The sequence below is a fragment of the Microbacterium sp. MMO-10 genome (genome assembly GCF_037148715.1).
GTDB lineage: Bacteria > Actinomycetota > Actinomycetes > Actinomycetales > Microbacteriaceae > Microbacterium.
In genome coordinates this window covers 630,139-654,304 of sequence record NZ_JBBCSV010000002.1, presented here as the reverse complement: position 1 = coordinate 654,304, position 24,166 = coordinate 630,139, and the positions used below count along the sequence as shown (strand labels likewise).

The 24,166-nt window shown below is 70.4% G+C and carries 21 protein-coding genes, 1 tRNA gene and 1 other RNA gene; 12 read left to right on the top strand and 11 right to left on the bottom strand.

Features of this window, described 5'->3' with window-relative positions; translation table 11 throughout:
• Positions 1 to 11: 11 nt before the first annotated feature.
• Positions 12 to 1,349 carry a glutamine synthetase family protein gene (locus WFJ17_RS07460; protein ID WP_251439501.1) on the bottom strand — a complete coding sequence of 446 codons (1,338 nt, stop codon included), beginning with the start codon at positions 1,347 to 1,349 and terminating at the stop codon, positions 12 to 14.
• 5 nt (positions 1,350 to 1,354) lie between these two features.
• Complete coding sequence (locus WFJ17_RS07455; RefSeq protein ID WP_292880366.1) at positions 1,355 to 1,600, bottom strand: SPOR domain-containing protein; 246 nt, start codon at positions 1,598 to 1,600, stop codon at positions 1,355 to 1,357.
• 66 nt (positions 1,601 to 1,666) lie between these two features.
• Between WFJ17_RS07455 and ppgK the strand changes: the two genes are divergently transcribed.
• The gene (ppgK, locus tag WFJ17_RS07450) at positions 1,667 to 2,410 is read left to right on the top strand and encodes a polyphosphate--glucose phosphotransferase (RefSeq protein WP_251439499.1); all 744 of its coding nucleotides are present in this window, start codon (positions 1,667 to 1,669) and stop codon (positions 2,408 to 2,410) included.
• 73 nt (positions 2,411 to 2,483) lie between these two features.
• On the opposite strand, the gene rnpB is transcribed toward ppgK, so the two are convergent.
• Both rnpB and WFJ17_RS07440 read right to left on the bottom strand, forming a co-directional pair.
• Positions 2,484 to 2,856: RNase P RNA component class A (gene rnpB, locus WFJ17_RS07445), an RNA gene on the bottom strand.
• A gap of 12 nt (positions 2,857 to 2,868) precedes the next feature.
• The gene (locus WFJ17_RS07440) at positions 2,869 to 4,596 is read right to left on the bottom strand and encodes a bifunctional 3'-5' exonuclease/DNA polymerase (RefSeq protein WP_251439498.1); all 1,728 of its coding nucleotides are present in this window, start codon (positions 4,594 to 4,596) and stop codon (positions 2,869 to 2,871) included.
• Between the two features lie 143 nt (positions 4,597 to 4,739).
• Here WFJ17_RS07440 and WFJ17_RS07435 point away from each other — a divergent pair, with 143 nt between their 5' ends.
• On the top strand, positions 4,740 to 5,579 hold the full coding sequence (locus WFJ17_RS07435; protein WP_336648068.1) for an aldo/keto reductase: 840 nt from the start codon (positions 4,740 to 4,742) through the stop codon (positions 5,577 to 5,579).
• Positions 5,580 to 5,607: 28 nt separating this feature from the next.
• On the opposite strand, the gene WFJ17_RS07430 is transcribed toward WFJ17_RS07435, so the two are convergent.
• Together WFJ17_RS07430 and WFJ17_RS07425 are read right to left on the bottom strand one after the other, a co-directional pair.
• The gene (locus tag WFJ17_RS07430; protein ID WP_251439496.1) at positions 5,608 to 6,363 is read right to left on the bottom strand and encodes a zinc ribbon domain-containing protein; all 756 of its coding nucleotides are present in this window, start codon (positions 6,361 to 6,363) and stop codon (positions 5,608 to 5,610) included.
• Between the two features lie 48 nt (positions 6,364 to 6,411).
• Positions 6,412 to 6,816, bottom strand: coding sequence for a YchJ family protein (locus WFJ17_RS07425; protein ID WP_336648067.1), 405 nt, complete (start codon positions 6,814 to 6,816; stop codon positions 6,412 to 6,414).
• A 74-nt stretch (positions 6,817 to 6,890) separates the two neighbouring features.
• Between WFJ17_RS07425 and WFJ17_RS07420 the strand changes: the two genes are divergently transcribed.
• Positions 6,891 to 9,059 carry a heavy metal translocating P-type ATPase gene (locus WFJ17_RS07420; protein ID WP_442927970.1) on the top strand — a complete coding sequence of 723 codons (2,169 nt, stop codon included), beginning with the start codon at positions 6,891 to 6,893 and terminating at the stop codon, positions 9,057 to 9,059.
• A 22-nt stretch (positions 9,060 to 9,081) separates the two neighbouring features.
• Here WFJ17_RS07420 and WFJ17_RS07415 read toward each other — a convergent pair whose 3' ends face one another.
• The gene (locus tag WFJ17_RS07415) at positions 9,082 to 10,212 is read right to left on the bottom strand and encodes an aminotransferase class V-fold PLP-dependent enzyme (RefSeq protein WP_336648066.1); all 1,131 of its coding nucleotides are present in this window, start codon (positions 10,210 to 10,212) and stop codon (positions 9,082 to 9,084) included.
• A gap of 41 nt (positions 10,213 to 10,253) precedes the next feature.
• On the opposite strand from WFJ17_RS07415, the gene WFJ17_RS07410 reads away from it, so the two are divergent.
• The 7 genes from WFJ17_RS07410 to WFJ17_RS07380 all read left to right on the top strand — a co-directional run bounded on the left by WFJ17_RS07410 (position 10,254) and on the right by WFJ17_RS07380 (position 18,111).
• Positions 10,254 to 10,326 (top strand) — tRNA-Val (locus tag WFJ17_RS07410).
• Between the two features lie 147 nt (positions 10,327 to 10,473).
• Positions 10,474 to 13,197: a pyruvate dehydrogenase (acetyl-transferring), homodimeric type gene (aceE, locus tag WFJ17_RS07405; RefSeq protein ID WP_336648065.1), complete on the top strand. Its 2,724-nt coding sequence runs from the start codon at positions 10,474 to 10,476 to the stop codon at positions 13,195 to 13,197.
• Between the two features lie 13 nt (positions 13,198 to 13,210).
• Positions 13,211 to 14,428, top strand: a complete 1,218-nt coding sequence (locus tag WFJ17_RS07400; protein ID WP_251439490.1) for a PucR family transcriptional regulator — start codon at positions 13,211 to 13,213, stop codon at positions 14,426 to 14,428.
• Positions 14,429 to 14,546: 118 nt separating this feature from the next.
• Entirely contained in the window at positions 14,547 to 15,482 is a 936-nt protein-coding gene (locus WFJ17_RS07395) for an ACP S-malonyltransferase (protein WP_251439489.1), read from the top strand.
• Positions 15,479 to 16,477 (top strand): beta-ketoacyl-ACP synthase III, encoded by a 999-nt coding sequence (locus WFJ17_RS07390; protein ID WP_251439488.1) that lies wholly within the window; start codon positions 15,479 to 15,481, stop codon positions 16,475 to 16,477. The genes WFJ17_RS07395 and WFJ17_RS07390 overlap by 4 nt, the downstream gene beginning before the upstream one ends.
• Before the next feature lie 64 nt (positions 16,478 to 16,541).
• The gene (locus WFJ17_RS07385; protein WP_045270633.1) at positions 16,542 to 16,790 is read left to right on the top strand and encodes an acyl carrier protein; all 249 of its coding nucleotides are present in this window, start codon (positions 16,542 to 16,544) and stop codon (positions 16,788 to 16,790) included.
• A gap of 79 nt (positions 16,791 to 16,869) precedes the next feature.
• Positions 16,870 to 18,111, top strand: a complete 1,242-nt coding sequence (locus WFJ17_RS07380; RefSeq protein ID WP_251439487.1) for a beta-ketoacyl-[acyl-carrier-protein] synthase family protein — start codon at positions 16,870 to 16,872, stop codon at positions 18,109 to 18,111.
• A gap of 257 nt (positions 18,112 to 18,368) precedes the next feature.
• Here WFJ17_RS07380 and WFJ17_RS07375 read toward each other — a convergent pair whose 3' ends face one another.
• Both WFJ17_RS07375 and WFJ17_RS07370 read right to left on the bottom strand, forming a co-directional pair.
• On the bottom strand, positions 18,369 to 18,872 hold the full coding sequence (locus tag WFJ17_RS07375) for a DUF3145 domain-containing protein (RefSeq protein WP_233309964.1): 504 nt from the start codon (positions 18,870 to 18,872) through the stop codon (positions 18,369 to 18,371).
• A gap of 205 nt (positions 18,873 to 19,077) precedes the next feature.
• The gene (locus WFJ17_RS07370; RefSeq protein WP_251439486.1) at positions 19,078 to 19,851 is read right to left on the bottom strand and encodes a hypothetical protein; all 774 of its coding nucleotides are present in this window, start codon (positions 19,849 to 19,851) and stop codon (positions 19,078 to 19,080) included.
• A 171-nt stretch (positions 19,852 to 20,022) separates the two neighbouring features.
• Between WFJ17_RS07370 and WFJ17_RS07365 the strand changes: the two genes are divergently transcribed.
• Complete coding sequence (locus WFJ17_RS07365) at positions 20,023 to 22,023, top strand: DUF262 domain-containing protein (protein ID WP_336648064.1); 2,001 nt, start codon at positions 20,023 to 20,025, stop codon at positions 22,021 to 22,023.
• A 35-nt stretch (positions 22,024 to 22,058) separates the two neighbouring features.
• Positions 22,059 to 23,285, top strand: a complete 1,227-nt coding sequence (locus WFJ17_RS07360) for an alpha/beta fold hydrolase (RefSeq protein ID WP_336648063.1) — start codon at positions 22,059 to 22,061, stop codon at positions 23,283 to 23,285.
• Between the two features lie 12 nt (positions 23,286 to 23,297).
• Here WFJ17_RS07360 and WFJ17_RS07355 read toward each other — a convergent pair whose 3' ends face one another.
• Both WFJ17_RS07355 and WFJ17_RS07350 read right to left on the bottom strand, forming a co-directional pair.
• Positions 23,298 to 23,822, bottom strand: coding sequence for an SRPBCC domain-containing protein (locus tag WFJ17_RS07355; RefSeq protein WP_336648062.1), 525 nt, complete (start codon positions 23,820 to 23,822; stop codon positions 23,298 to 23,300).
• A complete protein-coding gene (locus WFJ17_RS07350) occupies positions 23,819 to 24,136 on the bottom strand; it encodes an ArsR/SmtB family transcription factor (RefSeq protein ID WP_251439479.1) in 318 nt (105 codons plus the stop codon). Before WFJ17_RS07350 ends, WFJ17_RS07355 begins: the two co-directional genes overlap by 4 nt.
• Positions 24,137 to 24,166: the final 30 nt, after the last annotated feature.

The window sequence follows — 24,166 nt, the reverse complement described above, 5'->3', positions numbered from 1 at the left end:
ACGCGGCCCGATCAGAGCAGCTCGAGGTTGCTCTTGAGCTCGAACGGCGTGACCTGACCGCGGTACGCCTCCCACTCCTTGCGCTTGTTCAGCAGGACATAGGTGAACACCTGCTCGCCGAGGGTCTCCGCGACGAGCTCCGAGTCCTCCATCAGCTCGAGCGCGTGGTCCAGGCTCGCGGGCAGCGACGCGTAGCCCAGCGCACGGCGCTCCGTGTCGCTCAGCGACCACACGTTGTCCTCCGCCTCCGGCGGCAGCTCGTACCCCTCCTCGATGCCCTTGAGGCCCGCGGCCAGCATGAGCGCGTACGCGAGATAGGGGTTGGCCGCCGAGTCGAGGGCGCGGTACTCGATCCGCGTGGACTGCCCCTTGTTCGGCTTGTACATCGGCACCCGGATGAGCGCGGACCGGTTCGCATGCCCCCAGGTGACGAAGCTCGGGGCTTCATCGCCGCCCCAGAGCCGCTTGTACGAGTTGACGAACTGGTTCGTCACAGCCGCGATCTCGTTCGCGTGCCGGAGCAGGCCCGCGATGAACTGGCGTCCGGTGCGGGAGAGCTGGTACTTGGCGCCCTCCTCGTAGAACGCGTTCAGGTCGCCTTCGAACAGCGACATGTGCGTGTGCATGCCGCTGCCCGGGTGGTTGCTCAGCGGCTTCGGCATGAACGTCGCGTAGACGCCCTGCTCGATGGCCACCTCCTTCACCACGGTGCGGAACGTCATGATGTTGTCCGCCGTGGTGAGCGCGTCCGCGTAGCGCAGGTCGATCTCGTTCTGCCCGGGACCGCCCTCGTGGTGGCTGTACTCGACCGAGATCCCGAGGTCTTCGAGCATCCGCACCGAGCGGCGGCGGAAGTCGTGCGCCGTGCCGCCCGGGACGTTGTCGAAGTAGCCCGCCGAGTCGACCGGCACCGGGCCCTCGGGCCCGAACTGCGACGACTTCAGCAGATAGAACTCGATCTCCGGATGCGTGTAGAACGTGAAGCCCGCATCGGCCGCCTTGGCGAGGGTGCGCTTGAGGACGTGCCGCGGATCGGCGACCGCCGGACGCCCGTCCGGCGTCGTCAGATCGCAGAACATGCGGGCCGTCGGGTCGATCTCCCCGCGCCACGGGAGGATCTGGAACGTCGTCGGGTCCGGCTGCGCGAGCAGATCCGACTCGAAGGTCCGCGTGAGACCCTCGATCGCCGAGCCGTCGAAACCGATGCCTTCCGCGAAGGCACCCTCCACCTCGGCCGGAGCGATCGCCACCGACTTCAGCGTGCCGATCACATCGGTGAACCAGAGGCGGATGAACTTGACGCCCCGCTCCTCGATGGTGCGCAGCACGAAGTCCCGCTGCTTGTCCATCCCGCTCATCGAGCGCCGTCCGCCCCGCCCCAGTCGTCCTCCGCCGCGTCCTCGTCGGCCCAGAGCCGCGAGCGCTCCTTGAGCACCTGCGGGGCGCGAGCCGCCTCCTCTGCGGTGTCGAAGGGCCCGATGCGGTCGAGGGAGGAGGACAGCATGCCGTGCTCGACCTGCCCGGTCTTGCTGTTGAACCAGTACTTCTCGTCGCCGAAGTCTTCGCCGTCGTACTTGTCGTCGCGGTGCGCGTCGCTCATCGCTGCTCCTCCTGTGTGCTTGTCACGATCCTACTGGGGCTCCCGCGTCTCGCTAGGCTGTTGCGCATGGCAAAAGCGATCGGCGTGGACATCGGCGGGACCGGCATCAAGGCGGGTGTCGTCGACCTCGAGCACGGCACCCTGGAATCCGACCGGATCCGGATCCCGACCCCGAAGGGCGCGAAGCCCGCGGACGTGCTCGAGACGGTCAAGCAGGTGCTCTCGACCCTCGGCGTGCAGGACTCCCGGCTCCCCCTGGGCGTCGCCTTCCCCGCGATCGTGAAGCACGGCCGCACCCTGTCCGCGGCCAACATCGCCAAGGACTGGATCGACTTCGAGGCGGAGCGGTTCTTCGAGGACGGCCTCGGCCGGCAGATCACCTTCGTGAACGACGCCGATGCCGCCGGTGTCGCCGAGAGCCGCCACGGCGCGGCCCGCGACGCGCGGGGCCTCACGATCCTCGCCACGCTCGGCACCGGCATCGGATCCGCATTCCTCTACAACGGCGTGCTGGTTCCCAACACCGAGCTCGGCCACCTCGACTTCCGCGGCGAGTCGATCGAGAAGTGGGCGGCGTACTCGGCCATGGAGCGCGATCAGCTGGACTGGGCCGAGTGGTCGGCGCGCCTGCAGGACTTCTTCTCGCACGTCGAGTTCCTGTTCAGCCCCGACCTGTTCGTCGTCGGCGGCGGCGTCTCCAAGCACCCCGAGAAGTTCCTGCCGCTGCTGGATCTGAAGACCCCGATCGTGGCCGCGGTGCACCGCAACTCCTCGGGCATCATCGGCGCCGCGTCGCTCGCCGCGGACTGATACCGCACACCTCCGGCCCCCGCACGAAAGGCCCGGATCCGCACTGCTGCGGATCCGGGCCTTCTCCGTGCGGGGAACGGGCCGGCCTGTACGCCGGGTTCTGTTCCGGGGCCCCTCTCGGGGTGTCCCTTCGACGGTCATCTCTCTCGGCGACGCGTTGCCGCGCCGCTCCAGCGGCCTACCCGGGGACTCGGCGAGCCGCGTCATCATCCCCTGTCTGGCCTTGCTCCGGGCGAGGTTTACCTGGCGGGCCGTGTCGCCACGGCCCCCGGTGGTCTCTTACACCACCCTTTCACCCTTACCCCGCGCCTGACGGCGGGGGCGGTCTTCTCTCTGTGGCACTGTCTCGCGGATTGCTCCGGGTGGGTGTTGCCCACCGCCCTGCCCTGTGGAGCCCGGACGTTCCTCGGTGCGGTCTCCCGCCACGCGACCGTCCGGCCGACCCGTTCCCGACCAGTCTACGAGGACTTCCCCGCATCCTCGGCGATGCGCAGATCGAGCGGGATGTCGATGTCGAATCCCGGGAAGAGGCGGCGGGTCGCGGCATCGGCGGAGTCCCGCACCGCCTGTGCGGCCTCGTCGGCGAGCTCCGCCGGCGCATGCACGATCACCTCGTCGTGCAGGAAGAAGGCGAGATGCGGGCGACGACCGAACACCGGACCCGACCCCGCGGCGGGCCGGGCGGCCTCGGGCAGCGCGCTCAGCCGATGCCGGATCTCGGCGAGCCACAGCAGCGACCACTCGGCCGCGGTTCCCTGCACGACGAAGTTACGCGTGAACCGGCCGCGATCCCTCGCCCTGCTGCGTGCCACCCGCTCGTCGGCGCCATCGGCGTCGGGATCGCTCGCACGCGACTGTGCAGCGGTCCAGGCCGCATCCGGTCGCGGCGAGCTGCGCCCCAGCAGGGTCGAGACCACCCCGCCGTCCTCGCCGGTCTTCGCCGCGCCGTCGACGAGCGCCATCGCGCGTGGGAAGACGCTGCGCAGCCGGGGCCCGAGCTGGCCGCTGGGCCCGGTCGTCGCGCCGTACATCGCGCCCAGCACCGCGTACTTGGCGTCCTGCCGCGTCTGCACGGCTCCGGAGCGCACGACGCCCTCGTACAGATCTGCGCCCCGCGCCGCGGCCGCCATCGCGCCGTCCTTGGACATCGCCGCGAGCACACGCGGCTCCAGCTGGGCGACGTCGGCGCTCACCAGCACCCATCCCTCATCGGCGCGCACCGCCGGGCGCAGGCTCCGCGGGATCTGCAGCGCACCCCCGCCGCTGGAGGCCCAGCGGCCCGTGACGACGCCGCCGGTCAGATAGATCGGGCGGAAGCGCTCATCGCGCACCCACTCGCCCAGCCAGTGCCAGCCGTTCGCGGTGAACAGCCGCGCGAGCTTCTTGTAGGCGAGGAGCGGCTCCACGACCGGGTGCTCGATCTCCCCCAGCTCCCAGCGGGAGGTGGAGTCGACGAGGATGCCGGCACGACGCAGGGACTTCAGCAGCCGCGGCGGACTGTCCGGGTTGACCGAGGGGTCTTCCAGCGTGCGCGCGATCTCGGCGGCGAGTTCGGCCATCCGCGCCGGGCGCGCCCCGGGGACGGGACGAGGGCCGAGAGCCTCCGTGAGGAGCCGCTCGTGCACGTTCGTGCTCCACGGCACCCCGGCCGCTGTCATCTCCTCGGCGATCAGCGCGCCGGTCGACTCCGCCGCGCAGAGCAGCGCCAGCCGCCCGTCCGGAGCCCGGCGCAGGGCCGACCTCTGCCGGGCGAACTCGGCGCGGAGCTCGTCGATCTCGGGCACCTGATCGGCCGGCGACACTGCGACGTCGTGCAGGTCGAACAGCGCGGGCGCCGCCGCCGACCCCGCGAGCGGATCCACGCGGATCCAGCGCGGGGACGGCGGCACCGCTTCCGCGAGGCTCGCGGTGTCGCGCAGGATCGCGTGGCAGAGCAGCAGGTCGTGCGCGCGACGGATCCGGATCCCCGCGGCGAGCAGCGGCGGATAGACGTCGCGCAGGCTCCGCACCACCCAGCGCGGGTGCGCCGTCTCCTCGATCGCCGCGATCGCGGCGTGCAGGCCGGCCCCGGGAAGCTCCCGCATCCCCTGCTCCGCCCCGTCCGCACCGAACGACACGAGGCACCAGTGCTCGGGCCGATCCGAGCGTCCCAGCACGACCTCGTGCGGAACGGCCGATTCGATCATGTCTTCGAATCTACGCCGTCTCCGGCGCGGTGCGCGACAGACTCCCTGACGAACCGGTGACGACCGGGTATGTCGGCGTGTATCGCGTCCCGCACGGAGGACCTCGAGCACCGTTAGCGTGGAAGCACCAAAGAGGAGACCCCATGTCCGACGCATCCCCCTTCATCGCCCACAACGGCTTCACCCTGCCCGTCCAGGGCCTCGGCACCTACGGATTCCGCGGCGAGGCGGGCGCGGACGCCGTCCGCAGCGGAATCGAGAGCGGCTACCGGCTGATCGACTCCGCGTTCAACTACGAGAACGAGGGCGCGGTGGGCTGGGGCATCTCCGGCGCCGCCGTCGATCGCGCCGAGCTCATCGTCACCTCGAAGCTGGCCGGCCGCCACCACCGGCGGGAGAAGGCGCTCGACGCGATCGAGGAGAGCCGCTTCCGCCTGGGAGCCGAGGCGATCGACCTGTTCCTCATCCACTGGCCGCTGCCGCGCCAGGACTCGTACGTCGAGGCGTGGCAGGCGCTGATCGAGGCGCGCGAGCGAGGACTCGTCCACCAGATCGGCGTCTCGAACTTCCTTCCGGAGCACCTGGAGCGCATCGAGGACGCGACGGGTGTGCGACCGGTCGTGAACCAGATCGAGCTGCATCCCCGCTACCCGCAGGAGGAGGCGCTCGCCTACCACCGCGCCCGCGGGATCATCACCGAGGCCTGGAGTCCGCTCGGGCGGGCCGGCAAGGTGCTCGAGGACCCGGTCATCACGACGATCGCCGCCGCACGCGGGATCACGCCGGCGCAGACCGTGCTCGCCTGGCACGCCGCGCGCGGCGTGGTCGCGATCCCGAAGGCGGCCTCAGCCGAGCATCAGGCGCAGAACCTCGCCGCGGCGCAGGTGCGTCTGAACCGGGACGACGTCGACGCCATCACCGCGCTGGGCGAATCCGACGGGCGCCTCTGGGGCGCCGATCCCGCCACCCACGAAGAGTTCTGACGAGCACGGCGACGCCGCGCGGACGAGGTCAGTCCGCCGCGGCGGCGCTGCTCCTCAGTCCCGACTCCTCGGTGCGCACCAGGATGCAGCCGCACTCGGGGCAGGACACCACGTCGTCATCGGCAGCCTGACGGATGACGTTCAGATCCGTCCCCGACAGGACCATCCGACAGCCCTCGCACGTGGCGCGGCGCAGCAGCGCCGCCCCCGCGGTCCGACCGGACCGCCGCTGGTACTCCGCCATGAGCGAGGGCGAGACGGAGTCGACGAGCGCGACCCGATCCCGGGCGAGCTGCTCCCCCTCGGTCACGGCCGCGGCGATCAGCGCCTTGGCCTCGGCGGTCAGTCGGGTGCCCTCGGCGACCGTCTCGTCGATGAGAGCCTGCTGGGCCGCGACGGCGGCGTCGGCGTCCTCGAGCCGGCCCATGATCTCGAGCTCCGCGTCCTCGAGATCGCTGATCCGTCGTCCGAGGCTCGCGATCTCCTGCTCCAGAGCGACCGCGTCCTTGGGATTCTGCGTCGCCGCGAGCCGCTCGGCGTCGCGATCGCGCCGCTGCGCCGCCAGTGCGACGTCGGATTCCAGCCGCTTGAGCTCCGCCTGCACGTCGTCCCTCGCACCGGAGAGCTCGGTCAGCTCGCGCAGCTGCCCCTGGCGCTGGGCGGCGAGCTCGTTGATCCGCTCCCCCTGGACCGGGTGCGTGCGCGCGTGGTCGGCCTGCAGGATGCGGCGGTCGATGTCGGCGATGTCGAGGAGCACGATCTGGTGCGCGGGGTTGGCTTTCACGCCCTCAAACCTACGCCAGACGAGCATCCGCCTGCGCGGCAGGATCCGTCAGGACACGTCGCCGTCGAGGTAGTACCAGTGTCCGGACTCGCGGAGGAACCGGCTGCGCTCGTGCAGGACGCCGCGGCCGGCCGCCGAGCGGTGGATCGCCTCGAACTCCACCACGCCCTCCGTGTCGAACGGCCCGCCCGAGCTCCTCGCGATGATGTCGAGACGGAGCCACCGCACGTCTTCGTCGAGGTCCAGCCGCGTGGGCCGCGTGGAGGGATGCCAGGAAAGCCGCAGGTACTCGGTGTCGCCGATCGCGAACGCGGTGTAGCGGGAGCGCATCAGACGCTCGGCGGTCGGCGCGGCGCGGCCCGCGAGGAGGGGCCCGCAGCAGGCGTCGAACCGATCGCCGCTCCCGCAGGGGCAACGCCGCGCGGGATCCCGGTCGCCGGCCGCCTCATCCATCGGATCCACTCTATGACCCCGCGGGCGCACCTCTCCCGCGGAATACCCCTAGGGGGTATATGGTTGGAGTCATCATGGACGAACGAGCGATGCACGGAACCACCCACGCGCACGACGACGCGCCGATGCACGAAACGCCGCACGGCCCGCACGCGGAGCATGGCGGCCACGCCCCGCACGCAGGCCACGCCGCTCACGCGGGGCACGGCGACCACGACAACGAAACGGGTCACGGCGACCACGGCACCGGAGGCGGTCACGGCGGTCACGGCGACCACGTCGCGCAGTTCCGGCGCCTGTTCTGGATCATGCTCGTGCTGGCCGTGCCCGTCGTGGCGCTCTCCCCCATGTTCGCCATGCTCGTCGGCTACGAGGTGCCCGATCTCCTCGTGCTGCGCGCGGTCCCTCCGGTGATCGGCACCGTGCTCTTCGTCTGGGGCGGGCGGCCCTTCCTCGTCGGCGCTGTCGGCGAGCTGCGCGCACGGCGACCCGGGATGATGCTGCTCATCGCCCTCGCGATCACCGTGGCCTTCCTCGCCTCCTGGGGTGCGACGCTCGGGCTCCTCGACCACGAACTCGACTTCTGGTGGGAGCTGGCGCTGCTGATCGTCATCATGCTCCTCGGCCACTGGATCGAGATGCGCTCCCTGGCCCAGACGACCTCCGCGCTCGACTCGCTCGCCGCGCTGCTCCCCGATTCCGCCGAGCGCGTCGTCGGCGACGAGGTCGAGATGGTCGCTCCCGCCGATCTGCGGATCGGCGACCTCGTGCTGATCCGCCCCGGCGGGCGCGTGCCGGCCGACGCGACGGTCGTGCAGGGGTCCGCCGAGGTGGACGAGTCCATGATCACCGGCGAATCGCGTGCGGTCGCCCGCTCCGTCGGCGACCCCGTCGTCGCCGGAACGATCGCGACCGACTCGGCGCTGCGCGCGCGGGTGACCGCCGTCGGCGAGGACACGGCGCTCGCCGGGATCGGCCGGCTGGTCGCCGAGGCGCAGGCCTCGTCGTCGCGAGCACAGCGCCTGGCCGACCGTGCGGCGGGCTGGCTGTTCTGGTTCGCCCTCATCTCGGGCGTCCTCACCGCGATCGTCTGGACGGCGATCGGGTTGCCCGACGCCGCCGTGGTCCGCGTCATCACCGTGCTCGTGATCGCCTGCCCGCATGCGCTGGGGCTCGCCATCCCGCTCGTCGTGTCGATCGCGACCGAACGCGCGGCGCGCGGCGGAATCCTCGTCAAGGATCGGATGGCGCTCGAACGGATGCGTCAGGTCGACGCCGTGCTGTTCGACAAGACCGGCACGCTCACCGAAGGGGCGCCCGCCGTGACGGCGGTGGCCGCCGCCCCCGGTTTCACCGACCACGAGCTGCTCGCGGTCGCGGCCTCCGCCGAGGCGGACTCCGAGCATCCTCTCGCCGCGGCGATCCGCATCGCGGCGGAGCACCGGGGGCTGCCGCGGACCGAGGCGTCGGGATTCCGGTCCGAGCCGGCGCTGGGCGTGCGCGCGACGGTCGCCGGGCGCATCGTCGAGGTCGGCGGGCCCGCCCTGCTCGCCCGCGCCGGCGTCGCCGAGATGGCGGTCTCCGACCAGTGGCGTGCGCAGGGCGCGATCATCCTGCACGTGCTCGTCGACGGCGTCGTCGCAGGCGCCCTCCGTCTGGCTGATGCGATCCGCGAGGAGTCGCGCACGACCGTGCAGGCACTGCAGAGGCGCGGCATCGACGTGGTCATGATCACCGGGGACGCGGAAGCGGTCGCCGCCTCGGTGGCCGCAGAGCTCGGCATCCGGCGCTACTTCGCCGGCGTGCGGCCTGAGGACAAGGCGGCTCGCGTCGGCGAGCTCCAGAGCGAGGGCCGCGTCGTCGCCATGGTGGGCGACGGGGTCAACGACGCTCCGGCGCTGGCCAAGGCCGACGTCGGCATCGCGATCGGCGCGGGCACCGACGTCGCCATCGGCTCGGCCGGAGTGGTGCTCGCGAGCTCGGATCCCCGCTCGGTCGTCTCCACGATCGAGCTGTCCCGCGCGGCCTATCGCAAGATGCGGCAGAACCTGTGGTGGGCGGCGGGCTACAACCTCGCCGCCGTCCCCCTGGCCGCCGGCGTTCTGGCGCCGATCGGGTTCCTCCTGCCGATGTCGGTCGGAGCGGTGCTCATGTCGGTGTCCACGGTCGTCGTCGCGCTCAACGCACAGCTCCTGCGACGGCTGGATCTGCGGCCGGAGAGCGTCACGGCGACCGGACGCTGAGCACCGCGGGACCGGGTCGGGCTCAGCGCCCGATCCGGTCCAGAGCGTCGGCGAGACGCTGCACCGTACCGTCCACGTCGGCGAGCTTGTCGAGACCGAAGAGACCGATCCGGAACGTCGAGAACGAATCGGGCTCGCCGCAGTGCAGGGGCACCCCTGCCGCGATCTGCAGCCCCTGCTCGCGGAAGGCGGCGCCCGTCCGCAGCGCAGGGTCGGTCGTGTGCACGACCGCCACGCTCGGCGATGCGAAGTCCGCTGCCGCGACCGACGGCAGGCCTCGATCGACCAGGAGTGCGCGCACCCGGGTGCCCAGCTCCCACTGGGCGGTGCGCAGCGCCTCGAACCCGCGTTCGCGGGTCTCCGCCATCAGCAGCGCATTGTGCTGCAGCGTGTCGGTGGGCATCGTCGCGTGATACGGAGCCCGGCGGTCCCGGTACTCCTCCGCGATCCACAGCCACTTCGCCAGATCCATCGCGAAGCTCGAGGAGACCCGCGACGTCACGGCCTGCCGGCCCGCGTCGCCGAGCATCACGTACCCCGCGCCCGGGGATCCGCTCCACCCCTTCTGCGGGGCGGAGATCAGCACGTCGACGCCGAGCGCCGCCATGTCCACCCAGAGGGCGCCGGACGCGATCGAGTCCAGCACCAGCAGCCCGCCGACCTCGTGGACGGCGTCGGCGAGGGCCCGCACGTACTCGTCCGGGAGGAGGATCCCTGCGGCGGTCTCGACGTGCGGTGCGAACACGACCTCGCTGCGCTGCGCCCGGATCGCCGCGACGACCTCATCGATGGGCGCCGGCGCCCACGCGGCCTGCGCGTCATCCGAATCGGGCCTCGCCGCGCAGACGACGACGTTCTGCGCGATATCGCCGGCGTCGAGGATCTGCGACCAGCGGTAGGAGAACAGGCCGTTGCGCACGATGAGGCAGCGCCGTCCTGTGGCGAGCTGGCGGGCGACCGCCTCCATGGCGTACGTGCCGCCGCCCGGGACCACGGCCGTGGTCGACGCGCCGTAGGCGGCGCGCAGGTCGGACTGGATCCGCTGCATCACGCCGATGAATCGCGCGGACATGTGGTTCAGGGAGCGGTCGGTGAAGACCACCGAGTACTCCAGCAGACCGTCGGGGTCGACATCGTCGTGCGGAAGGTTCATGCGCCCAGCCTGGCACACGCGCCCCGCTAGGCTGGAGGCACGCGCCTATAGCTCAGTTGGTAGAGCACGTCGTTTACACCGATGTGGTCGGGAGTTCGAGTCTCTCTGGGCGCACCTCGACCCTCGGCGCCTCCGTGCGCCCGGTCTCGGCGATCGGGGCTAGGCTGACTGACGCGCGCTCTTGTGCGGAGTCGACAAGCCTCCCCCGCGCCGCATCCCGATTTCGTTGGCACGACCTGCCAGACAGACGAAAGGCCTCCTGTGACTGTTCACGACCAGGATCCGTACTCCCAGGGCCCGCTCGACAGCGACCCGGAGGAGACCAGCGAATGGCAGCAATCGCTCGACGAGCTCGTCGGCGCGAAGGGCCACGGCCGCGGCCGCGAGATCATGCTCAGCCTGCTGAAGCGCTCGAAGGACCTGCACCTGGGCGTGCCGATGGTGCCCACCACCGACTACATCAACACCATCGCCCCGGAGAACGAGCCGGAGTTCCCCGGCGACGAGGAGCTCGAGCGCCGCTACCGCCACTGGATCCGCTGGAACGCGGCGATCACGGTGCACCGCGCGCAGCGCCCCGGCATCGGTGTGGGCGGACACATCTCGACCTACGCATCGGCCGCCTCGCTGTACGAGGTCGGCTTCAACCACTTCTTCCGCGGCCAGGACCACCCGTCCGGCGGCGACCAGATCTTCTACCAGGGCCACGCCTCCCCCGGCGCCTACGCCCGCGGCTTCCTCGAGGGCCGGATCGCCGAGCAGCAGCTCGACGCGTTCCGCCAGGAGAAGTCCGGCGCGCCGAACGGCCTTCCGTCCTACCCGCACCCGCGGATGATGCCGGAGTTCTGGCAGTTCCCGACCGTGTCGATGGGCCTCGGCCCGATCAACGCGATCTACCAGGCGATGACGAACAAGTACCTCGCCAACCGCGGCATCAAGCAGAACGACTCCCACGTGTGGGCGTTCCTCGGCGACGGCGAGATGGACGAGGTCGAGTCCCGCGGACAGCTCCAGGTCGCGGCGAACGAGGGCCTGGACAACCTGACCTTCGTGATCAACTGCAACCTGCAGCGCCTCGACGGCCCGGTGCGCGGAAACGGCAAGATCGTCCAGGAGCTGGAGAGCTTCTTCCGCGGCGCCGGCTGGAACGTCATCAAGGTCGTGTGGGGCCGTGAGTGGGACGACCTGCTCGCCCGCGACACCGACGGCGCCCTGCTGAACCTCATGAACGTCACGCCCGACGGCGACTTCCAGACGTTCAAGGCCGAGAGCGGCGCCTACGTCCGCGAGAACTTCTTCGGCCGCGACGAGCGCGCGCTCGCCCTCGTCAAGGACTACTCGGACGACGACATCTGGCACCTGCGCCGCGGCGGTCACGACTACCGCAAGGTGTACGCCGCCTACAAGGCCGCCATGGAGCACAAGGGCCAGCCGACCGTCATCCTCGCGAAGACCGTCAAGGGCTACGGCCTCGGCCCGCACTTCGAGGGGCGCAACGCGACGCACCAGATGAAGAAGATGACGCTGGACGACCTCAAGCTCTTCCGCGACACGATGCACATCCCGATCACGGACGCGCAGCTCGAGGCCGACCCGTACCGCCCGCCGTACTACCACCCGGGACAGAACGACGAGACGATCCAGTACATGCTGGAGCGCCGCCGCGACCTCGGAGGCTTCCTCCCCGAGCGCCGCACCACCCACGTGGGCCTAGAACTGCCGCAGGAGAAGGACTACGCGCTGCCGAAGAAGGGATCCGGCAACCAGGAGGTCGCCACGACCATGGCCTTCGTGCGCATGATCAAGGACCTCATGCGGGTCAAGGGCTTCGGCGAGCGGATCGTCCCGATCATCCCGGACGAGGCCCGCACGTTCGGCATGGACGCGTACTTCCCGACCGCGAAGATCTACAACCCGAACGGCCAGAACTACACCTCGGTCGACCGGGAGCTGCTGCTCGCGTACAAGGAGAGCCCGCAGGGCCAGCTCATGCACGTCGGCATCAACGAGGCCGGTGCGGTCGCCGCGTTCACGGCGACCTCGACGGCCTACTCGACGCACGGCCAGCCGCTGATCCCGATCTACATCTTCTACTCGATGTTCGGCTACCAGCGCACCGGAGACGCCTTCTGGGCCGCCGGGGACCAGATGGGCCGAGGTTTCATCATCGGCGCCACCGCCGGTCGCACCACGCTGACCGGTGAGGGCACCCAGCACGCCGACGGCCACTCGCCGCTGCTCGCGTCGACGAACCCCGCGACGCTCGTCTACGACGCGGCCTACGGCTACGAGGTCTCGCACATCGTGCAGGACGGCATCGAGCGCATGTACGGCGGCACGCATCCCGACCCGGACGTCATGTACTACCTGACCGTGTACAACGAGCCGATGCGGATGCCCGCCGAGCCCGAGGACGTGGACGTGGAGGGGATCCGGAAGGGTCTGCACCGCATCTCCGTCGGATCGGGCGAGGGTCAGCGCGTGCAGCTGCTCGCGTCCGGCGTCGGCGTGCCGTGGGCGATCGAGGCGCAGGAGCTCCTCCTCGCCGACTGGGGCGTCTCCGCCAACGTCTGGTCGGTCACCTCGTGGACCGAGCTGCGCCGCGACGGCCTCGCCGCCGACGAGCACAACTTCCTGCACCCGGAGCAGGAGCCGCGCACGGCGTACCTGACCGAGAAGCTGAAGGACGCCCAGGGTCCGTTCATCGCGACGAGCGACTACATGCACGCGGTGCAGGACCAGATCCGCCAGTGGGTCCCCGGCGCGTACTACACGCTCGGCGCCGACGGCTTCGGCTTCGCCGACACGCGCGCCGCGGCCCGCCGGTTCTTCAAGATCGACGGACCGTCGATGGTGGTCCGCGCGCTGCAGGCACTGGCCGACCAGAGCCGCATCGACCGCTCGGTCGTGGGCCAGGCGATCTCGAAGTACGACCTGTACAACGTGAACGCGGGAACCAGCGGCAACGCCGGCGGCGAGAGCTGACCCGCGCAGCACGATGAGCCGATCCCCTGAGATGACCAAGGAGGAGACGCTGGCGTGGTTGCGCCGCATCTCCGGTGATCTCGCCACGGCGACCCTGCAGCGCCTCGAAGACTCGCTGCCGTGGTACGCCGAGATGCCTCCGGCCCGACGCTCCGCCGTCGGGCTGGTGGCGCAGGCGGGCATCACCTCGTTCATCCAGTGGTACGACGATCCGACGTCGACGCCCTGGATCGCCGCAGACATCTTCGCGGCCGCCCCTCGCGAGCTGCTGCGCAGCGTGAGCCTGCAGCAGACGCTGCAGCTCATCCGGGTCACCGTCGAAGTGACCGAGGAGCGCGTGGCCGGCAAGGGCGGGCATCTGCGCGACGCGATCCTGCTGTACTCGCGGGACGTGGCCTTCGCTGCCGCGGACGTCTACGCCCGAGCGGCGGAGGCGAGGGGCCTCTGGGACGCGCGCCTGGAGGCGCTGGTCGTCGACTCGATCCTCACGGGCGAGGCCGACGAGGAGCTCCCCAGCCGCATCGCGGCGCTCGGCTGGCACGGTCACGGCGAGGTCTGCGTGATCGTCGGGACCACGCCGCCGCAGTTCGACGTCGACCAGGTGCGCCGCACCGCGCGCAAGCTGGCCGTCGACGTGCTCATCGGCGTGCAGGGTTCCCGGCTGGTGCTCGTGGTGGGCCGGGCGAAGCCGGCGGCGGCGGACGACGACCTCGACGCCGACGAGTTCTCCTTCGCCGAGATCGCCGGCACGTTCGAGCCGTCCTTCGGCCCGGGGCACGTGGTGGTCGGCCCGGCGGTCGCCGCACTCGTCGACGCCGGGCAGAGCGCCCGGGCGGCCCTCGCCGGGTTCGCCGTCGCACGCGCATGGCGCGGTGCGCCGCGTCCCGTCGACGCCGACGAGCTGCTGCCCGAACGGGCGATCGCCGGCGACCCGCTGGCGAAGCAGACCCTCATCGAGCGCGTGTTCCGCCCACTGAACGACCATTCCAGCGATCTGGTCACCACTCTGTGGAGCTATCTCGACAACGGCCGGTCTCTCGAGGCGACCGCCCGCGAGCTGTTCGTGCATCCGAACACGGTGCGGTACCGGCTGAAGCGCATCAGCGAGGTCATCGGCTGGGATGCGACCGGCCCGCGCGAGGCCTTCATCCTGCAGACCGCGCTCGTGCTCGGAACGATCGGCACCGCAGACCCGGCGCGTCGAGGGCTGCGCCCCCGGCGTCTGCGCTGACACCGGTGCTCCGCGACCGCGCGAGGACCGAGGGCTCTGTGGCTCGGATACAACCGATTCGCGGATTCTTGTGAGGGTTGTGCCACCGAAACCGACAGATCGTTGGCAGACTGGGAACGTGATCGTCTTCGCATGCCCGGGACAGGGCTCCCAGACCCCCGGCTTCCTCTCCCCTTGGCTCGAGCTCGACGGCGTCGCCGAAGACCTGGCCGCCTACTCCGAGGCCGCGGAGGTCGATCTGATCGAGCACGGCACCGTCTCCGACGCGGACACGATCCGCGACACCCGCATCGCGCAGCCGCTGATCGTCGCGGCCTCGCTCATCGCGGAGAAGGCCCTCCGTGAACGCGCGGGCCGCACGGCCGACGGCATCGCCGGCCACTCCGTCGGCGAGTTCGCGGCCGTCGTGGGCGCCGGGGTCATCCCCGCCGCGACCGCCATGCGCCTCGTGGGCATCCGCGGCCGTGCGATGGCCGACGCCGCCGCGCATACTCCGACCGGCATGAGTGCGGTCCTGGGCGGTGACGAGGAGGCGGTGCTCGCCCTGCTCTCGGATCTGGACCTCACCCCGGCGAACTACAACGGCGGCGGCCAGATCGTGGCGGCGGGGGCGCTGCCCGCCCTCGCCGCACTGGCAGAGGCCCCGGTGCGCGGATCGCGCGTGATCCCGCTGCAGGTCGCCGGCGCCTTCCACACCGACTACATGTCCTCCGCCGTCGAGACCCTCCGCCGGGCCATCGCGGATGTGGTCCCGAGCGACCCCGCCCTGCCCCTGTGGACCAACAAGGACGGCTCGGTGCTCGCCGACGGCGCCACCGTGCTGGAGAACCTCGTCACGCAGGTCTCCTCGCCCGTGCGCTGGGATCTGTGCATGGCCTCCTTCGCCGACAAGGGCATCACCGGCCTCGTCGAGCTCACCCCCGCGGGCGCCCTCACCGGCCTCGCCAAGCGCGGCCTGCGCGGCGTGCCCGCCGTCGCGGTCAAGACCCCCGACGACCTCGACGCGGCGGTCGCGCTGCTGAACGGCACCGACGACAACGGAGAAGCAGCATGACCACGCTCAAGCAGGCCACCGGCCCCGCGTACACCCGCATCTACTCCGTCGGTGCGGCGCGCGGCGAGAACGCCGTGCCCAACGACGACCTGATCGGGCCGATCGACTCGAGCGACGAGTGGATCCGCCAGCGCACCGGCATCATCACCCGCACCCGCGCGGTGCCGGAGACCGATGCGATCGATCTGTCGACCGCCGCGGCGGCCGAGGCGATCGAGAAGTCCGGCCTCGCACCCTCCGACATCGACGTCGTCATCGTGGCGACGATCAGCAATCCGAAGCAGACCCCGTCGGTCTCCGCGATCGTCGCCGACCGGGTGGGCGCGAACCCCGCGGCCGCCTATGACATCAACGCCGCGTGCGCCGGGTACGCCTACGCGGTCGCACAGGCCGACGCCCTGATCCGTGCGGGGGCCGCGAAGAACGCTCTCGTCATCGGCGCCGAGAAGCTTTCCGACATCGTCGACCCGGCCGACCGCAGCATCTCGTTCCTGCTCGGCGACGGTGCGGGCGCCGTCGTGATCGGTCCGAGCGACACCCCCGGCATCTCGGCGACCGTCTGGGGATCCGACGGATCCAAGTCCGACGCCGTGGGCATGAACCACACCCTCACCGAGTTCCGCGACGGCCAGGCGCCGTGGCCGACGCTGCGCCAGGAGGGCCCGACGGTGTTCCGCTGGGCTGTCTGGGAGATGGCGAAGGTCGCCAAGCAGGCGCTCGAGCAGGCCGGGGTCGAGGCGGCCGACCTGGCCGCGTTCATCCCGCACCAGGCCAACATGCGCATCGTCGACGAGTTCGCCAAGCAGCTGAAGCTGCCGGAGACCACCGTCATCGCCCGCGACATCGAGACCACCGGCAACACCTCTGCCGCGTCCATCCCACTCGCGACCCACCGTCTGCTCGAGGAGCACCCCGAGCTCAGCGGCGGTCTCGCGCTGCAGATCGGCTTCGGCGCCGGCCTCGTGTTCGGCGCGCAGGTGGTCGTGCTCCCCTGAGCGGGCGCCGCCGACTCCTAGACTGTTCACCGGTTCCGATACCACCCCATAGAAAGAGGAAATCATGGCTTTCAGCAACGACGAGGTCCTCGCCGGCCTGGCAGAGCTCATCACCGACGAGACCGGCATCGACGCCTCGGAGGTCGCTCTGGAGAAGTCCTTCACCGACGACCTGGACATCGACTCCATCTCGATGATGACGATCGTCGTCAACGCCGAGGAGAAGTTCGGCGTCACCATCCCCGACGACGAGGTCAAGAACCTCAAGACCGTCGGTGACGCCGTGAGCTTCATCGTCGCCGGCCAGGAGTGACACCCGCGGATGCCACCCCCGCTCTCCGCGGGGCGTGGCATCCTCCTCTCCCCCACCCGATTCCCAGAAGGAACCACGCATGACCAAGCGCATCGTCGTCACCGGCATCGGCGCCACGTCCGCCCTGGGCGGCACCGCCCCGGAGAACTGGGCGAACCTGCTCGCGGGCGTGTCCGGTACGCACACCCTGACGCACGACTGGATCGAGACCTACCAGATCCCGGTCACCTTCGCCGCCGAGGCGTCCGTCCGGCCCGAGGAGGTCCTGCCGCGGCACGAGGCCAAGCGTCTCGACCCGTCCGTGCAGTTCGCCCTGATCGCGGCCCGCGAGGCCTGGGAGGACGCGGGTGCGCCCGAAGTCGCCCCGGAGCGCCTCGGTGTCGACTGGGCCACCGGCATCGGCGGCCTGTGGACGCTGCTGGACGCCTGGGACACGCTGCGCGAGAAGGGACCGCGCCGGGTCATGCCCCTCACGGTCCCGATGCTCATGCCCAACGCCGGCGCCGGCAACCTCTCGCTCCAGTTCGGCGCGAAGGCCTACGCCCGCTCCGTGGTCAGTGCCTGCGCCTCCAGCACGGAGTCGATCGCGAACGCCTTCGACCACCTGCAGGAGGGCCTGGCCGATGTCGTGATCGCCGGTGGTGCGGAGTCCGCGATCCACCCGATCACGATGGCGTCCTTCGCCTCCGCCCAGGCGCTCTCCCGCCGCAACGACGACCCCGAGCACGCCTCGCGCCCCGGCGCGATCGACCGTGACGGATTCGTCATGGGCGAGGGCGGCGCCGCCCTCGTGCTCGAGACGCTCGAGCACGCGCTGGCCCGCGGCGCCAAGATCTACGCCGAGATCGTGGGCGGCGGAGTGTCCGCCGACGCGCACCACATCACCGCGAACGACCCGACCGGCGCCGGCGCCACCCGTGCGGTCGAGCAGGCGCTCGCCCAGGCGGGCGCCACGCCGGACGAGGTCACCCACATCAACGCGCACGCCACCTCCACTCCGGTCGGCGACCCGAACGAGTACGAGGCGCTGAAGAACGTCTTCGGCGACCGGATCACCGAGATCCCGGTCTCGGCGACCAAGGCGTCCACCGGGCACCTGCTCGGCGGCACCGGTGCGCTCGAGGCCGTGTTCACGATCCTCGCCCTGCGCGACCGCGTCGCCCCGCCGACGATCAACATGACCGAGCCGGATCCGGCCGTCCCGTTCAAGCTGTCCGGCGAGCCTCAGCCGCTCGGCGACGGCCCGCAGCTCGCGATCAGCAACTCCTTCGGGTTCGGCGGTCACAACGCCGTCGTCGCGATCCGCTCCTACGACGGCTGACGCCGGCTCCCACGAGAATCGCCCCGGTCGCTTCCTCATCGAAGTGGTCGGGGCGATTCTCGTTCTGTTCGGTTGTGCTGTTCTGTTATCTCTCCGGTTGCGGATCGGGGATTCGCTTTCTCGGTCTCCGGGTCCTCTCTCTCCGACTCCCGATAGTCGCGCCTCCTCCGATCCTCGTCCCTTCGTGTCGCGCTTCCTCCGTGGGGAGGAGCGCGACACGAGTCCTTCTGTCTCAGCCGTCCCGCCGGCGAAGCGGCTCAGCCCACTTTGTGGAGCCACACGACGCGGGCGTCGTCGCTCGCGTGCCGGAACGGCTCGAGCTCCTCGTCCCACGCCGACCCGAGCGCGACGTCGAGCTCGCGCTGCAGCTCGATCGGGCTGCCGGCCGCGATCTCCATCGCGTAGCGGATGCGGTCCTCGCCCACGACGATGTTGCCCGCCGCGTCGGTCTGCGCGTAGTGCACGCCGAGGTCCGGCGTGTGCAGCCAGCGGCCGCCGTCGCTGCGCGGCGTCGGATCCTCGGTCACCTCGAAGCGCAGGTGCTCCCAGCCGCGGATCGCGGTCGCGAGAGCGGCGCCGGTGCCGACGGGTCCGTCCCAGTAGAATTCCGCCCTGCGGGCGCCGTCGAGGACGGGCTGCTCCGACCACTCGAAGTTGACGGCGCGCCCGATAGCGCGTCCGACCGCCCATTCCAGGTGCGGGCAGAGCGCGCGCGGTGCGGAGTGGATGTACACCACTCCGCGTGCTTGTGCTGTCGCCATGGTCTTTCTCCGTTTCATCAGGTGCGTCTTCCCCTACGACCTGATCCGCGAAGCATGGCGGTATGCGGTTATGCGCCCATTCTCACCGATACCCAGCGAAATCACAAGCATGTAACTCATTGCGAAAAGGAAACGACCCCCGGCGCGTCGACGCCGGGGGTCGTGATACAGGAGCCCTGCGACGGGCTCCGGCGAGTCAGGAGGCTCAGGCCTCGCTCATCGCGATCTTCTCCTGCTGGCCCTTGGCTGCGTAGTACGCGGCGCGGGCGGCGTCGCGACGGGCCTGCTCCTCGTAGCCGGCGTCGAGGATCTCCTGTGCGACCTCGTAGTTCTCCACGTCCTGGGTACCGTGGTACTTCTCGATGTAGGCATCGAGCTCGGGGCCGGAGGTCCACGAGGTGATGAGGCAGTAGCGCGGCTCGGTGCCGTTGTGGGTGGCCGCGTGCCAGAGGCGCTGCGTGTCCACGATCAGCTGCGCGCCGGCCGGGAGCGCGATGCGGTACTCGACGCTCGGGTCGGTGCGGTTCTCACGCAGGACGAAGTAGCTGTCCTTGTCGTCGGTGAGGTTGAAGAAGCCGCGCACGACCCAGCCGGTGCCGTCGGGGTTCAGACGGTTGTTGTCGTCCTGGTGCAGGTTGTAGAGGCACTCGCCGTAGGGCGTGGGCTGCAGCTCGATGACGCGGCAGCGGCCGACGTTCGCGCCCGGCTCCTGCGCGCGGCGCGTGAGGTTCGGCGCCTTGGACGTCTGCTCGTCGATCCAGACGCCGTCCTTGTCCGTGCGCGGGGGCACGTGATTCCAGAAGCCGTTGCACTCGATCTCGCCCTTGGCGGATGCGAGCGGCGCGAAACGGGTGTCGCCCGACGACTTCCAGTCGTTGTACTCGATGTCGAGCCACTCCTTGGGGTCGAGCTCCTGGTTGTAGCTGTCGAGGACGACGAAGCCCTTGTCCTCGAGGGCGGCGGACTTGATGTATGCCATGAGCGAGTCATGTCCTTTCATAAGGGGCCAGCACGTTTTAACAGGCCCTCCTTAGGACAGCCTAACAGCGGCCCTCAGACGCCCCCGGGGACCGAGCCGTGAATATCCGGCGCCCTCCGGCCGCTGAATAGACTGGGTACGCAGCCCGGATCCGAGGAGAAGCACAGCAGCATGAGCACGGCCACGAACGTCGAAGCAACCGCAGTCTCTACGATCGAGTGGCTCTCCTCCCCCGCGACCACGATCGTCGTCCCCGTCTATCAGCGGCAGTACCGCTGGGACATCGGCGGCTGCGAGAAGCTCCTGACCGACATCCGCTCCGTCGCGGACGAGGACGACGCCCACCGCCACTTCATCGGATCCATCCTCTCCGCCGAGGACGACGCTCACGCGGAGGCCGACCTCATCCTCATCGACGGGCAGCAGCGCATCACCACGCTGATGCTGCTCATCGCCGCCCTGCACCACACGGTGCGGGAGACCGATCCGGCCCTCGCGGCCGAGCTCGAGCGCGTCCTGGTGCGTCCCGGCGACTCCGGACGCACCAAGCTGCGACCGCATGAGGCCTGGGCGGGTCTCTTCGAGTCGGTCGTGCTCGATCGGCGCGCTCCGGGACAGCAGGAGTCCCGCTTCGACGACAACTACGCCTTCTTCCGCTCCCAGGTGCACGCCGACGAGGCTCCCCGGATCTGGCGGGGCCTGCAGAAGCTCGAGCACGTCGCGATCACCCTCGGCGCGGCGGCCAGCGCTCAGCAGATCTTCGAGAGCCTGAACTCCACCGGCGAACCGCTGCGCGACCACGAGCTGATCCACAACTACGTGCTCATGGGCCTGTCGCACTCCGAGCAGCAGCAGGTCGAGGACGAGTTCTGGCTGCCGATCGAGCGCCGCACCGGCCAGGCCATCGGCGCCTTCTGGCGGCACTACCTGATCATGACGACGGGACGCGAGGTCGCCGTCGCCGGCGAGCACGGCGTCTACAGCGCGTTCCGCCACGAGTTCCCGCGGCCCGATCTCGAGACGCTCCGGGCACAGGCGAGCGTGTGGCGCGAGTACGCGGAGATCTACGGCGTGCTGCTGGATCCGGCGACGGAGCCGGATCCGGAGATCCGCCGGCAGCTCGCGTACGTGAACACCTTCGGCCGCGCGACCTATCCGCTCGTCATGAGCGCCTATCGGGACCACCGGCACAGTCTCATCACGAAGGACGAGCTCATCCGCACCCTGGAGCGCATCCAGTCCCTGCTGCTGCGCCGCGCCGTGGTCGGCGTTCCCACCGACCGGCTGATCGCCCGCCTCTGCCGCGCCAGAGCCGAGGGCCCGGACGAACTGCTGAAGGCGTTCGCGCGGATCACCCCCTCGGACGAGCGCATCAGGGTCGCCCTGAAGTTCGCGGATCTCCCGCATGCGCTCTATGTGCTGGGCCGTCTCGAGGGGCTCGCGGACCCGGAGGGATACGACGTCGAGTACGTGGTGCCCCCGGCCCCGCACAACAACTGGTCCGGCGACGGCGTTCGCCTCTGGAGCGAGTACACCGAGGACGAGCAGAACAGCCATCGCGCGCTCGCGTCGACGCTCGGCAACCTCACGCTGATCGAGGAGTCGCTGGCCGAGCGCGTCTTCGGCGACTCCTTCCCCAGCAAGCGCGAGGCGTACCGTCGAAGCCGGATCCCCGGCACGTCCGCACTCGCCGAGCTCGACGCGTGGGGCACCGCCGCGATCTCGCAGCGCACCGCGGCGCTGACGGATGCGTTCCTGAGCATCTGGCGGCGCCCGGCCGTCACCGAGATCGACGACGACGGCCTCACGCCGATCCTCGACGCGGTGCGCCGTCGCGGCTGGCCGGCCGGCTGGGAGCGCGAGTTCGAGTACGTCGAGTATCGCGGAGAGCGCTGGGACGTGCCCGATGTGAAGTACCTGTTCAACCGCGTCTTCCGCCGCGGATGGACGGACACCCGCGAAGCCCTCGAGGCCTTCAACGCCCGCAACGGCGGCCCGATCTACGCCGAGAAGGCCTGGAACGGCGCCTGGGATCAGCTCGACGAGGGCCATTTCCTCTACATGGGGTGGGACTCGAAATACATGATGAGTGCGGTGCAGGGCCTCTTGGAGGAGTCGGGTCTCGCCGCCGAAGTGTTCGTGAAGTACTCCTACATCGGGAATGTGATGTGATGACGATCTCTGCCGCCCCTGTCCTTCGCCGCCGCATGATGGACCTGTCCATCGAAGAGCACACGCTCACCGTGCCGCTGGTGTGGTCCGATCCCGCGGACACCCGCACGATCGACGTGTTCGCCTCCGTGGTGACCCGAACGGGCGGGGAGTCGCTGCCGTACCTCGTGTTCCTGCAGGGCGGCCCCGGCCACGAGGCGCCCCGCGCCTTGCACGCGCCGGCCGGCCCCGCCTGGCTCGACCAGGCGCTGGAGCACTACCGCGTCGTCCTGATCGACCAGCGCGGCACCGGACGATCGACCCCGGTATCCGACGGCATCCTCGACCGCGGTGCCGAGGCCGTCGCCGAGCACCTCACCCACCTGCGCGCCGATGCCATCGTGAGCGACTGCGAGGCCCTGCGCGCGCACCTGGGCGCCGACCGCTGGAACGTGCTCGGACAGTCCTTCGGCGGGTTCACGACACTGGCCTACCTATCGGCCGCCGCCTCTTCGATCGACGCCGCTTATCTCACCGGCGGGCTCAGCACGGTCACCCGCACCCCGGACGAGGTCTACGCGCTCTGCTACGACAAGATGCGCGACGCGTCCGAGCGCTACTACCGGCGCTTCCCCGAGCATCGGGATCGCATGCGTCGCCTCGTCGACCTCGCGGCAGCGGGCGGGATCGTGCTGCCCGACGGCGAGGTCGTCTCGCCCTCGCGCCTGCGCTCGGTGGGCTCGGCGCTGGGCACCAACGACGGCTGGCAGACGCTCTGGCAGCTGCTCGAGCTCGCCCCCGACACCAATGCGTTCCGGTACGACCTCGCCGCAGCCATGCCGTTCGACGGGCGCAACCCGCTCTACTTCGTCTTCCACGAGTCCAGCTACGCGAACGGCCACGTGACCGGATGGTCCGCGGAGCGGGTGGAGCCCGCCGACTTCCTCGAGGACGTCACGCTGTTCACCGGCGAGCACATCCGCCGGGAGTGGACCGAGACGGTCCCCGCGTTCCGTCCGTGGCGCGACGTGTCCCTGGCCCTGGCCCAGCATGAATGGCCGGAGATCTACGCGCCCGAAGCCCTCGTCGCGTCGGAGGCCAAGGGCGCTGCGGCGGTGTACGTCAACGACCCGTACGTGCCCCTGGAGTACTCGCTGGAGACGGCCGGACTGCTGCCCGGAGTGCGCCTGTGGGTGACGAGCGAGCACGAGCACAACGGGCTGCGCTCCGGCCCCGTACTCGAGCACCTCATCGGACTCGCGCAGGACCGCCGCACACGCTGACCCGCCGCACCCTCAGACGCCCCGGGACGATGCGTAGACGGGGAGGAGGTCCCGCCAGCGGGCCTGCCAGGCCGCGGCGGGCGCCTCCGCCGACCAGCCGTCCGGATGGGCGCCTGCGGGGTCGCGCAGCGAACGGGCGAGATCCTCGAGGTGCACCTGCCAGCCGGCCGCGTGGAAATGCAGCACGCCGGACCCCAATCCGCGCTCCTCCACGATCAGTCGCGACTGCGTGCCTTCCTCCTGCAACCAGGCCTCGATCACGGTCTCCTCCTCAGTGCCCGGCTGCTGCGTGAGCAGGAGATGCCGAGGGGCATCGCATACCTCGATCCGCATGCGGCCGGTCCAGGTACTGGTGAAGGTGGCCTCCAGCATGCCTCCGGGTCTCAGTTCCCCCGTCACCTGAACGATCCAGCGCGCGAGTCGCGCCGGATCGGTGCAGGCCCGCCACAGGTCCTCGAGATCGGTGTCGTACACCTCCTCGACGCGGATACCGCCGTGAGCGTCGTCGATGTCCCACATCATCCCGGTGTCCATCATGCGTCGTCCCTCTTCCCTCGTGCGATCTCGGTGTGCAGCGCGTCGAGACGCTGGACCCACAGGTCGCGATAGTCGGCGAGCCACTCGTCGATACCGGAGAGCGCCTCCGGGCGCAGGCGGTAGATCCGCCGCTGCGCGTCCTGCCGCACGTCGACCAGACCCGCCTCACGCAGCACGCGCAGGTGCCGGGAGACGCCGGGCCGCGCGATGGGCAGTGCATCGGCGAGCTCGCCCGCCGTGGCCTCATGATCACGCAGGATCCCGAGCACCACCCGTCGACTCGGGTCGGCGAGGGCCTGCAGCACGGCATCCATGACCGACAATGTACCTGATCAGTTACGTAA